This is a genomic window from Streptomyces sp. Ru71, assembly GCF_002920535.1.
Classification (GTDB): domain Bacteria; phylum Actinomycetota; class Actinomycetes; order Streptomycetales; family Streptomycetaceae; genus Streptomyces.
Window position 1 is genome coordinate 1 of sequence record NZ_PQSS01000132.1, and the last position, 10,714, is coordinate 10,714.

The 10,714-nt window shown below is 73.2% G+C and carries 12 protein-coding genes; 8 read left to right on the top strand and 4 right to left on the bottom strand.

Annotated elements, in window-relative coordinates:
• The 4 genes from C3489_RS37045 to C3489_RS37060 form a co-directional block, all read left to right on the top strand.
• On the top strand, window positions 1-559 hold a 559-nt coding region (locus C3489_RS37045), incomplete at its 5' end, for a TOBE domain-containing protein (protein ID WP_146075402.1).
• A 98-nt stretch (window positions 560-657) separates the two neighbouring features.
• The gene (locus C3489_RS37050) at window positions 658-2,046 is read left to right on the top strand and encodes an aldehyde dehydrogenase family protein (RefSeq protein ID WP_103786535.1); all 1,389 of its coding nucleotides are present in this window, start codon (window positions 658-660) and stop codon (window positions 2,044-2,046) included.
• 8 nt (window positions 2,047-2,054) lie between these two features.
• Window positions 2,055-3,134 carry a Zn-dependent alcohol dehydrogenase gene (locus C3489_RS37055; RefSeq protein ID WP_103786536.1) on the top strand — a complete coding sequence of 360 codons (1,080 nt, stop codon included), beginning with the start codon at window positions 2,055-2,057 and terminating at the stop codon, window positions 3,132-3,134.
• A gap of 191 nt (window positions 3,135-3,325) precedes the next feature.
• A complete protein-coding gene (locus C3489_RS37060; protein WP_103786537.1) occupies window positions 3,326-4,648 on the top strand; it encodes an MFS transporter in 1,323 nt (440 codons plus the stop codon).
• Here C3489_RS37060 and C3489_RS37065 read toward each other — a convergent pair.
• From C3489_RS37065 to C3489_RS37075, 3 genes are all read right to left on the bottom strand, one after another.
• Window positions 4,640-5,581, bottom strand: coding sequence for a DMT family transporter (locus C3489_RS37065; protein WP_374936809.1), 942 nt, complete (start codon window positions 5,579-5,581; stop codon window positions 4,640-4,642). The two genes, C3489_RS37060 and C3489_RS37065, sit on opposite strands and share 9 nt — an antisense overlap.
• A 67-nt stretch (window positions 5,582-5,648) precedes the next feature.
• Window positions 5,649-6,359, bottom strand: coding sequence for a helix-turn-helix transcriptional regulator (locus C3489_RS37070; protein WP_103786539.1), 711 nt, complete (start codon window positions 6,357-6,359; stop codon window positions 5,649-5,651).
• A 59-nt stretch (window positions 6,360-6,418) separates the two neighbouring features.
• Complete coding sequence (locus C3489_RS37075; protein ID WP_103786540.1) at window positions 6,419-7,051, bottom strand: TetR/AcrR family transcriptional regulator; 633 nt, start codon at window positions 7,049-7,051, stop codon at window positions 6,419-6,421.
• 90 nt (window positions 7,052-7,141) lie between these two features.
• Between C3489_RS37075 and C3489_RS37080 the strand changes: the two genes are divergently transcribed.
• From C3489_RS37080 to C3489_RS37090, 3 genes are all read left to right on the top strand, one after another.
• A complete protein-coding gene (locus C3489_RS37080; RefSeq protein ID WP_103786541.1) occupies window positions 7,142-8,293 on the top strand; it encodes an acyl-CoA dehydrogenase family protein in 1,152 nt (383 codons plus the stop codon).
• Window positions 8,294-8,352: 59 nt separating this feature from the next.
• Window positions 8,353-8,640, top strand: coding sequence for a YiaA/YiaB family inner membrane protein (locus C3489_RS37085; RefSeq protein ID WP_103786542.1), 288 nt, complete (start codon window positions 8,353-8,355; stop codon window positions 8,638-8,640).
• A 143-nt stretch (window positions 8,641-8,783) separates the two neighbouring features.
• Window positions 8,784-9,413: a TetR/AcrR family transcriptional regulator gene (locus C3489_RS37090; RefSeq protein WP_103786543.1), complete on the top strand. Its 630-nt coding sequence runs from the start codon at window positions 8,784-8,786 to the stop codon at window positions 9,411-9,413.
• A gap of 7 nt (window positions 9,414-9,420) precedes the next feature.
• Here C3489_RS37090 and C3489_RS37095 read toward each other — a convergent pair whose 3' ends face one another.
• Window positions 9,421-9,882: a MaoC family dehydratase gene (locus tag C3489_RS37095; RefSeq protein WP_103786544.1), complete on the bottom strand. Its 462-nt coding sequence runs from the start codon at window positions 9,880-9,882 to the stop codon at window positions 9,421-9,423.
• Between the two features lie 120 nt (window positions 9,883-10,002).
• Between C3489_RS37095 and soxR the strand changes: the two genes are divergently transcribed.
• Window positions 10,003-10,464, top strand: a complete 462-nt coding sequence (gene soxR, locus C3489_RS37100) for a redox-sensitive transcriptional activator SoxR (protein ID WP_103786545.1) — start codon at window positions 10,003-10,005, stop codon at window positions 10,462-10,464.
• Window positions 10,465-10,714 lie beyond the last annotated feature (250 nt).

The window sequence follows — 10,714 nt, forward strand, 5'->3', positions numbered from 1 at the left end:
CAAGCAGTTCCTGCGCCTGCCCGAACCGCTCTCCCTGGACCACCAGTTGCTCCGCGTCCAGCAGGGCCGCGAGGTCATCGTGGGCCTGCGTTCGGAGGCCGTCCGCATCGCCAAGCACAGCGCGGCCCGGCCCGGCGAGGTGGCGCTCACCGGGCTCGTCGAGCACGTCGAGTTCCAGGGCCACGAGAGCCTGGTCCACTTCAACACCGGGTCCAGCCCAGCCGTCGTACCGGAACTTGAGGCGCCGCGCCCGGTGGCGCGGCCGGTGCGCAGGCGCCGGCGCGAGGGGTCGGTGCTGGACCGGCTGCGTGAGCGGGCGGGTGCGCTGCGGGCTGGACCGGTCGTGGTCCTGGACCGTCCGGGGGAGCCGGAGGCCGAGATCGCGCCGCCCACCGCCCGCGTCCCCGGCGACCTGGTCGTGCGCACCACCCCGGACCTGCGTCTGCGGCACGGCATGCAGGTGCCGCTGCTGGTCGACCTCGCCCATCTCTTCGTCTTCGACCAGCACGGCGAGCGCGTGTGCCCGTCCCCGGACCGGCTGCCGGACCTCGACGAGTGAGCCGGCCCACGGGCCGTGATGTCATAAGGCGTCTGGCGCACACAAACTAGCGCCGCTAGTTTGTGTGTCGGACGACGAGACCGGCCCGGAGGAGCACGATGAAGGCACACGACGGCATGTATCTCGACGGCGCCTGGCGCCCCGCGGAGGGCGAGGACGTCATCGAGGTGGTCAACCCGGCCGACGAGCAGGTCGTCGCGCGGGTCCCGGCCGGCAACGCCCTGGACGTCGACAACGCCGTACGGGCCGCCCGCGCCGCCCTGCCCGCCTGGGCGGCCACCGCGCCCGCCGAGCGCGCCGCGCGCCTGACCGCCCTGCGGGACGCGCTCGCGGCCCGCAAGGACGAGATCGCCGAGACGGTCACCACCGAACTGGGCTCCCCGCTGCCCTTCTCGCAGAACGTGCACGCCGCCGTGCCGATCGCCGTCGCCGGCTCCTACGCCGAGCTGGCCGCGACGTACCCCTTCGAGGAGAAGGCCGGCAACTCGACCGTGTACCACGAGCCGATCGGCGTCGTCGGCGCGATCACACCGTGGAACTACCCGCTGCACCAGATCGTCGCCAAGGTCGCCCCGGCTCTCGCCGCCGGCTGCACGGTCGTCCTCAAGCCCGCCGAGGACACCCCGCTGACCGCGCAGCTGTTCGCCGAGGCGGTGCACGAGGCGGGTCTGCCGGCCGGTGTGTTCAACCTGGTCACCGGCCTCGGCCCGGTCGCGGGGCAGGCCCTCGCCGAGCACCCCGGCGTCGACATGGTCTCCTTCACCGGCTCCACCGCCGTCGGCCGGCACATCGGCGCGGTGGCCGGCGCCGCGATCAAGAAGGTCGCCCTGGAGCTGGGCGGCAAGTCCGCCAACGTCATCCTCCCCTCCGCCGACCTCGCCAAGGCCGTCAACGTGGGCGTGGCCAACGTGATGTCCAACTCCGGGCAGACGTGCAGCGCCTGGACCCGGATGCTGGTCCACCGCGACCGGTACGACGAGGCTGTCGAGCTGGCCGCGGCCGCCGCCGCGAAGTACGGCGACCGCATCGGGCCGCTGGTCAACGCCAAGCAGCAGGAGCGGGTGCGCGGTTACATCGAGAAGGGCGTCGCCGAGGGCGCCCGGCTCGTCGCCGGCGGACCCGAGTCCCCGCGCGAGCGCGGCTACTTCGTCAGCCCCACCGTCTTCGCCGACGTCACCCCTGAGATGACGATCGCGCAGGAGGAGATCTTCGGCCCCGTCCTGTCGATCCTGCGCTACGACGACGAGGACGACGCCCTGCGCATCGCCAACGGCACCGTCTACGGCCTGGCCGGCGCGGTGTGGGCGGGCGACGAGGCCGAGGCGGTGGCCTTCGCCCGCCGCATGGACACCGGCCAGGTCGACATCAACGGCGGCCGCTTCAACCCGCTCGCCCCCTTCGGCGGGTACAAGCAGTCCGGCGTCGGCCGCGAGCTCGGCGCGCACGGCCTTGCCGAGTACCTCCAGACCAAGTCCCTGCAGTTCTAGGAGTTCACGTGGTTCGCGCTGCCGTCCTGCCCGCCGTGGGCGCCCCGCTGGAGATCACGGACATCGAACTGCCCGACCCCGGCCCCGGCCAGGTCCGCGTCCGCCTCGCCGCCGCCGGCGTCTGCCACTCCGACCTGTCGCTGTCCAACGGCACCATGCGCGTCCCGGTGCCCGCCGTCCTCGGCCACGAGGGCGCCGGTACGGTCGTCGCCGTCGGCGAGGGTGTCGAGCACCTGGCCCCCGGCGACGGTGTCGTCCTCAACTGGGCCCCGTCCTGCGGCGCCTGCCCCGCCTGCGCGCTCGGCGAGGTGTGGCTGTGCGCCAACGCCCTCAACGGCGCCGCCGATGTCTACGCCCGCACCGCCGACGGCACCGAGCTGCACCCCGGGCTCAACGTCGCCGCGTTCGCCGAGGAGACCGTCGTCCCCGCCTCCTGCGCGCTGCCGCTGCCCGCGGGCGTCCCGCTCGCCGACGCCGCCCTGCTCGGCTGCGCGGTCCTGACCGGCTACGGAGCCATCCACCACTCCGCCCGGGTGCGGCCCGGCGAGAGCGTCGCCGTGTTCGGCGTCGGGGGAGTGGGTCTGGCCACCCTGCAGTCCGCCCGGATCGCCGGGGCGTCGACGATCGTCGCCGTCGACGTCTCGCCGGAGAAGGAGGAGCTGGCCCGCGCCGCCGGTGCCACCGACTACGTGCTCGCCTCCGAGAACACCGCCCGCGAGATCCGCGCCCTCACCGGCAGGCAGGGCGTCGACGTGGCCGTGGAGTGCGTGGGCCGGGCGGTGTCGATCCGCACCGCCTGGGACTCCACCCGCCGCGGCGGGCGCACCACGGTCGTCGGGATCGGCGGCAAGGAGGAGCAGGTCACCTTCAACGCCCTGGAGATCTTCCACTGGGGCCGCACCCTGTCCGGCTGCGTCTACGGCAACTGCGACCCGGCGGCCGACCTCCCGGTGCTGGCCGAGCACGTGCGGGCCGGACGCCTGGACCTGTCGGCCCTGGTGACCGAGCGCATCGCGCTGGACGGCATCCCGGCGGCCTTCGAGAACATGCTCGCGGGCAAGGGCGGCCGGGCACTGGTCGTCTTCTAGCCGCCGTACGCCCCCGTCCCCGGCCGTGAGCGGCGGCCGGGGGCCTCGGCGTGCCCGCGGCAGGGACGTGTGGCCCGTACAGGTAAAAGTCGGGGTGCGCGACCCGTTGACGGCCATACCGTCCGGTCAGTACGGTCCCGGAACCCGAGCCGCCCCCCGTTCCGTCCCCCGCACCCCCGGAGTGTGCACGCATGGACACGGCACCTTCCGCTCAGCCGCTCACCACCACCGCTCCACCCGCCGGCAACCGCCGCCGCGTCGCCACCGCCGCGGCCCTCGCCTCGGCCGTGGAGTGGTACGACTACTTCGTCTTCGGCATCGCCGCGGCTCTCGTCCTCGGCGATCTCTACTTCCCGGCCGGCAGCCCCTCCGCCGGGGTCCTCGCCTCGTTCGCCACCTTCGCCGTCGGCTTCCTCGCCCGCCCCCTCGGCGGCATCGTCGCCGGGCACCTGGGCGACAAGCGGGGCCGCAAACCCATGCTGGTCCTCGCGCTCACCCTGATGGGCCTGGCCACCACCGGCATCGGGCTGCTCCCCACGTACGACACGATCGGCGTCGCCGCGCCGGTCCTGCTGGTCGTCCTGCGCGTCGTCCAGGGCGTCGCCGTCGGCGCCCAGTGGGGCGGCGCCATGCTGCTCGCCACCGAGTACGCCCCCGAGGGCAAGCGCGGCGTGTACGGCAGCGTCGTCCAGCTCGGCGTCCCCATCGGCGTGGTGACCGCCAACAGCGTCTTCCTGCTGGCCGGCGCCTTCACCTCCGACGCCGCCTTCGCGTCCTGGGCCTGGCGCATCCCGTTCCTGGCCGGCCTGCTCGTGCTGGGCCTCGCCTGGTACATCCACACCCGGGTCGAGGAGACCCCGGAGTTCAAGCAGGCCGAACAGGCGCTGGCCGAGCGGGAGAAGACCGAGACGGCCTCCCCGCTGCGCACGATCGTGCGCCACCACCTGGGCACCGTCCTGCTGGCCGGCGGCTCCTTCGCCGTGAACACCGCGACGTTCTACATCCTGATCACCGGCGTCCTCGACTACACCACCCGCGAACTGCACATGAACCGCGGCGCCGTGCTCACCGTCTCGCTGTGCGTCAGCCTCACCCAGCTGGTGCTGATCCCGGCCTCCGCCGCGCTGTCCGACCGGGTCGGGCGCATCCGGATCTACGCGTTCGGCGCGGCCGGCATCGCCCTGTGGGCCGTACCGCTGTTCCTGCTGATCGACACCGGCTCGCTGCTGTGGCTCGCCGTCGCCACCTTCGTCGCCAGCTGCTTCCTCAGCATCATGTACGGCCCGCAGGCCGCCCTGTTCGCCGAGCTGTTCACCCCGGAGATGCGCTACACCGGCGCCTCCCTCGGCTACCAGATCGCCGCGGTGGCCGGCGGCGGCCTCGCGCCGTTCGTGATGGTGCTGCTGCTGGAGGCGACCGGCACCTCGATGTCCGTCGCGGGCTACATCATCGGCCTGTCGGTCATCGCCCTGCTGTCCATCAAGGTGCTCGCCTCCCGCGCGCGTTCACGCTGACTCGCGGGCCTTCTCGGGTCGTGACGGCCCCGCCGCCACGACCCGGGCGGCCCGCGACCGGGAACGGGACACCGCCACACCGGCCAGGCACAGCCCACCGCCCGCCAGCGTCAGCAGCCCCGGCACCTCACCGAGCGCCAGCCAGGACATCAGCACCACCAGCGCGGGCACCGCGTACGTCGTCGCGCCCATCCGGCTCGCCGTCGTCCGGGCCAGCGCGTACGCCCAGGTCGTGAAGGCCAGCGCGGTCGGGAACACGCCCAGGTAGACCATGTTGAGCGTGGCCGGCAGCGGGGCACCGGCCGCCTCGTGCACCAGCTGCCCGGCGAACGGCAGACACACCACCGCGCCGATCAGACAGCCGAAGGTGGTCGCCTGCAGCGCGGTCGCCCGCCCCAGCGCCGGCTTCTGCGCCACCACACCGCCCGCGTAGGCCATGGCGGCCAGCAGGCACAGCGCCACCCCGAGCACCGAGGAGCCGCCCCCGCCGGACATCGACAGACCCACGGTCACCGCGCCCGCGAACGACACCGCCATCCCCGCCAGCAGCCGCGGCGGCATCGGGTCGCCCAGCAGCCGGGAGCCGAGCAGCGCGATCAGGATCGGCCCGATGTTCACCACCAGCGCGGCCGTGCCCGCGTCCACCTGCTGCTCGCCCCAGTTCAGTACGACCATGTAGAAGCCGAACCACAGCACCCCGGACACCGCGATCCCGCGCCAGGCCGCGCGGGGCGGCCACCCCTCCCGCCGTACGAGACAGATCAGGCCGAGCGCCACCGTGCCCGACAGCAGGCGCCCGAGCGCCAGCGCGCCCGGCGAGTAGGCGGCGCCCGCGCTGCGGATGGAGACGAACGCCGAGGCCCACAGGACCACGGTCAGCGTGGCCGCTGCCGCGGCGAGCAGTTCGGGGCGGCGCGAGGGGGAGGTGCTCATCATGCTCCCGAGGCTAGGGGGAGGGGCGGTCATGCGTCTGGCGGTTTTCGGACCTGACGCCGGCAGGTCAGCGCAGCAGCGCGGGCTCGATCCCGAGCAGCTCGGACAGCGCGCGTTCGCCACTCGCCGTCACCTTCACCGCCCGCTCGGAGCCGATCCGCACGCACCAGCCGGCGTCGAGGGCGTGCCGGCACAGCGCGGCGCCCGCGACACCGGCGAGATGCGGCCGGCGCTCGGTCCAGTCGAGGCACGCCCGGGCGAGCGGCCGGCGAGCCGACCGCCTGAGCCCGATGCCCGTGCTCTCGAACCAGCTCACCCCCGCGTCCGTCAGCGCGAACCCCGTGTCCTGCCGCAGCAGTCCGCGCTCGGTGAGGGCGTCCGTGACCGCGATGCCGAGCCGGCCGGCGAGATGGTCGTAGCAGGTGCGCCCGCGGGCCATCGCGGACCCGGCGCTCGCCGCGCGCAGCGACCGGGGCCGTACGACGGCGTCCTGCGCGACCTGGGCCGCCAGGTCCTCCACCAACTGCGCGACCCGGGCGTCGGCGAGCCGCACATACCGGTGGCGCCCCTGGCGTTCCTCGGCGAGCAGGCCACCGGCGACGAGCTTGCCGAGGTGCTCGCTGAGCGTGGACGCGGCGACCCCGGCGTGCCGGGCCAGCTCACCGGCGGTCCAGGCCCGCCCGTCGAGCAGCGCGAGCAGACAGGCGGCGCGGGTCTCGTCGGCGATCAGCGCGGCCAGCCGGGCCAGGCCCGGGGCCTGGGGGTCCCTGGTGGTCATGGGGTCCAGGATGCGGCACCGACGCTTCGGCGCTCACCGAAGCGTCATCGCCACCCCCGTCACCCCAGCAGCGCGTACTGCTGCGCCAGGCCGTCCAGCAGCGCCGTCAGACCGGCCTCGAAGGCCCGCTCGTCGATCTTCTCCTGCTGCTCGGCGAGCAGGTGGGCCTGGCCGAGGTGGGGATAGTCGGCGGGGTCGTAGGCGCTCGGGTCCTCGACGAAGCCGGCCGCGAACGACCCCAGCGCGGAGCCCATGATGAAGTACCGCATCAGCGCGCCGATGCTGGTCGCCTGCGCCGGCGGCCAGCCCGCGTCCACCATCGCGCCGTACACGGCGTCGGCCAGCCGCAGGCCCGCCGGGCGGCGGCCGGGGCCGCGGGCGAGGACCGGGACGATGTTGGGGTGGTCGCGCAGCGCGGCCCGGTAGGAGACCGCCCAGTCGTGCAGCGCGGTCCGCCAGTCCCGGCCGCCGTCGAACATCGACAGGTCGACCTGGGCGCTCACCGAGTCCGCGACCGCCTCCAGGATCTCGTCCTTGGTGCGGAAGTGGTTGTACAGGGACGGCCCGCTCACGCCCAGCTCGGCCGCGAGCCGGCGGGTGGAGACGGCCGCGAGGCCCTCGGCGTCGACAAGTTCCCGCGCCGTCTGAACGATGCGGTCGGTGCTCAGCAGGGGCTTGCGCGGTCGGGCCATGGCGCACATAGTAGGGCTGCGCATCGAAACTAGCAGTGCTAATTTAAATGTGCAGCTTTCAAGGTCCTTAGTCTGTGGGGTGATCGCGTGGTGAACCTGGAGCTGAGCGAGGAACAGGCGGCCGTCCGCCGGCTCGCTCGCGACTTCGTGGAGCGGGAGATCGCCCCCCATGTGATCGCCTGGGACCGGGCCGAGGAGGTCGACCGGGGCATCGTGAAGAAGCTCGGCGAGGTCGGCTTCCTCGGTCTGACCATCGACGAGGAGTACGGCGGCTCCGGCGGCGACCACCTCGCGTACTGCCTGGTCACGGAGGAGCTGGGCCGCGGCGACTCCTCCGTGCGCGGCATCGTCTCCGTCTCCCTCGGCCTGGTCGCCAAGACGATCGCCGCCTGGGGGAGCGAGGAGCAGAAACGGCAGTGGCTGCCCGGCCTGACCGCCGGTGAACTCGTCGGCTGCTTCGGCCTCACCGAGCCCGGCACCGGCTCCGACGCCGGCAACCTCGCCACCCGAGCGGTGCGCGACGGCGACGAGTACGTCATCAACGGCACCAAGATGTTCATCACCAACGGCACCTGGGCCGACGTCGTGCTGCTCTTCGCGCGCTCCACCGACGCCCCCGGCCACAAGGGCGTGACTGCCTTCCTCGTCCCCACCGACACGCCCGGCCTGAGCCGCCGCACCATCCACGGCAAGCTCGGTCTGCGCGGCCAGGCCACCGCCGAGCTGGTCCTTGAGGACGTGCGCGTCCCCGCCGCGGCGATGCTCGGCGAGGAGGGGCAGGGCTTCAAGGTCGCGATGTCCGCGCTCGCCAAGGGCCGGATGTCGGTCGCGGCCGGCTGCGTGGGCATCGCGCAGGCCGCGCTGGACGTCGCCGTGCGCTACGCCGGTGAGCGCGAGCAGTTCGGCCGGACCATCGCCCACCACCAGCTGGTGCAGGAGCTGCTCAGCGACATCGCCGTGGACGTGGACGCGGCCCGGCTGCTGACCTGGCGCGTCGCCGACCTCATCGACCGCGGGCAGCCGTTCGCCGTCGAGTCCTCCAAGGCCAAGCTGTTCGCCTCCGAGGCCGCCGTGCGCGCCGCCAACAACGCCCTGCAGGTCTTCGGCGGCTACGGCTACATCGACGAGTACCCGGCGGGCAAGCTGCTGCGCGACGCCCGCGTGATGACCCTCTACGAGGGCACCAGCCAGATCCAGAAGCTGGTGATCGGGCGTGCCCTGACCGGCGTCTCGGCGTTCTGAGTACGTCCTGAGTATCTCGGCGGATGTGGCGGGCGCCACGTCCGCCGAGGCTTGTCCCCATGAGTGACACACCGGTCAAGCAGCAGAGCACGGCCGCCTTCTACGGCCAGGCCGTCGCCTCCTTCGCCGTCGCCATGGCCGCCACCGCCATCGGCATCTTCCGTCTGAACGCCGACGCCTGGGTCCGCGGCTTCCTCGCCATCGCCGTCCTCTACCTCGTCACCTCCGCCTTCACCCTCGCCAAGGTGATCCGCGACCGGCAGGAGGCGGGACAGCTCGCCAGCCGGGTCGACCAGGCGCGACTGGAGAAGCTGCTCGCCGAGCACGACCCCTTCGAAAAGCTCTGACCTTTCCGGTCGCCCGCCCGTGCTGCTCTAAGCGGCCGCTCAGCTTCGGCGGTATGGTGGTGTCCCTGTCACCGAGGGCGCGGAGCCGTACCGGCTGGAGCGCCCCGGAGGCGGAGCCGGTCAAACAGAGGGGCGAGCAGCAGATGAGTACGGCGGAGGAGACGGCCGGCGGGGAGATCGAGCCGTGGGACGAGGTCACCCCCGAGGCGGCCCGGCGGCTGCTGGTCGCCGCCGTGGAGGCCTTCGCCGAGCGGGGCTACCACGCGACGACCACCCGTGACATCGCGGGCCGCGCCGGGATGAGCCCGGCCGCGCTCTACATCCACTACAAGACCAAGGAGGAGCTCCTCCACCGCATCAGCCGCATCGGCCACGACCGCGCGCTGAGCATCCTGCGCACGGCCGCCCGCGGCGAGGGCACCGCGACCGAGCGGCTCGCCGAGGGCGTCAGCTCCTTCGTCCGCTGGCACGCGGGCCGGCGCACCACCGCGCGGGTCGTGCAGTACGAACTCGACGCGCTCGGCCCCGAGGCGCGCGCCGAGATCCTCGCGCTGCGCCGCCAGGTCGACGCCGAGGTGCGCGGCATCATCGAGGAGGGCGTCGCGAACGGCGAGTTCGACGTGATCGACGTGCACGGCACCACCCTCGCGGTGCTCTCGCTGTGCATCGACGTCGCCCGCTGGTTCAACGTCGACGGCCCCCGGACGCCGGAGGAGGTCGGCGCGCTCTACGCCGACCTCGTGCTCCGCATGGTGGGCGCGGTGAAGCCGTAGCGCCCGGTCAGACGTAGTAGCGGGAGACGGACTCCGCGACGCACACCGGCTTGTCCCCGCCCTCCCGCTCCACGGTGAAGGCGATGCTCACCTGCACCCCGCCCGGTACCTCCTCGACGCCGGTGATCTTCGCCGTGGCGCGCAGCCGGGAGCCGACCGGGACGGGTGCGGGGAAGCGGACCTTGTTGGTGCCGTAGTTGACGCCCATCTTCACGCCCTCGACACCGATCAGCTGGGGGCCGAACAGGGGCAGCAGGGACAGCGTGAGGTAGCCGTGCGCGATGGTCGTCCCGAACGGGCCGGCGGCGGCCTTCTCCGGGTCCACGTGGATCCACTGGTGGTCGCCGGTGGCGTCCGCGAACAGATCGATCCGCTTCTGGTCCACCTCCACCCAGTCGGTGTACCCCAGCTGTTCGCCCACCGCCGCCTTGAGCTCGTCGGTGGACGTGAAGATCCTCGGCTCTGCCATGGTCCCGGCCTCTCGCGTCGCCTGTCGGGAAGTAACTGCCTAAGCAACTGCTTAGCATGCTAGCCCGCGGGACCGCTGTCAACGGACGGACGCCGCGCGACGGTGGGTAGGCTTCGAGGAGTGCCCCAGATTCCCGAGAAGATCCACGAGCTCACGGTCGGCCAACTCTCCGCCCGCAGCGGCGCCGCCGTCTCCGCCCTGCATTTCTACGAGGCCAAGGGGCTGATCAGCAGTCGCCGCACCTCGGGCAACCAGCGCCGCTACACCCGCGACACGCTGCGCCGCGTCGCCTTCATCCGCGCCGCGCAGCGGGTCGGCATCCCGCTGGCCACGATCCGCGACGCCCTCGCCCAGCTCCCCGAGGAGCGCACACCCACCCGGGCGGACTGGGCCCGCCTCTCCGAGGCCTGGCGCTCGGAACTGGACGAGCGCATCAAGCAGCTCAACCGGTTGCGGGACCACCTCACCGACTGCATCGGCTGTGGCTGCCTGTCCCTGGAGACCTGCGTGCTGTCCAACCCCGACGACGTCTTCGGCGACCGCCTGACCGGCTCCCGCCTGATGGCGGAACCAAAACGCTGAGGCTCCGCCGGTGGTCCGGTGGAGGGCCCTGGTGTTGGGCGGGGTGGTCCGGTGGGGGGCCTGGTGTCGGGTTCGGTGGTCCCGTGGAGGCGACGGTGGTGGGCGGCCGGCGCCCACGCCGGGGCGCGTCTACGGGCGCGGGCGTGAGCTCCCCGGTCAGGCGCGGGGTCTCGCCGAGGCGTTCGCGCACCGCCGTGAGCGGCCCCGCGCCGTCGGCCGGCGTCGCGGGCGGCAGATGGCGGGCGGGCGC

Coding starts and splice junctions, on each gene's coding strand:
- C3489_RS37075 (WP_103786540.1), bottom strand. CDS start 7,051: ATGGCCCGACCGCGCAAGCCCCTGCTGAGCACCGACCGCATCGTTCAG.
- C3489_RS37085 (WP_103786542.1), top strand. CDS start 8,353: ATGAGTGACACACCGGTCAAGCAGCAGAGCACGGCCGCCTTCTACGGC.
- C3489_RS37090 (WP_103786543.1), top strand. CDS start 8,784: ATGAGTACGGCGGAGGAGACGGCCGGCGGGGAGATCGAGCCGTGGGAC.
- C3489_RS37050 (WP_103786535.1), top strand. CDS start 658: ATGAAGGCACACGACGGCATGTATCTCGACGGCGCCTGGCGCCCCGCG.
- C3489_RS37095 (WP_103786544.1), bottom strand. CDS start 9,882: ATGGCAGAGCCGAGGATCTTCACGTCCACCGACGAGCTCAAGGCGGCG.
- C3489_RS37065 (WP_374936809.1), bottom strand. CDS start 5,581: ATGAGCACCTCCCCCTCGCGCCGCCCCGAACTGCTCGCCGCGGCAGCG.
- C3489_RS37070 (WP_103786539.1), bottom strand. CDS start 6,359: ATGACCACCAGGGACCCCCAGGCCCCGGGCCTGGCCCGGCTGGCCGCG.
- C3489_RS37060 (WP_103786537.1), top strand. CDS start 3,326: ATGGACACGGCACCTTCCGCTCAGCCGCTCACCACCACCGCTCCACCC.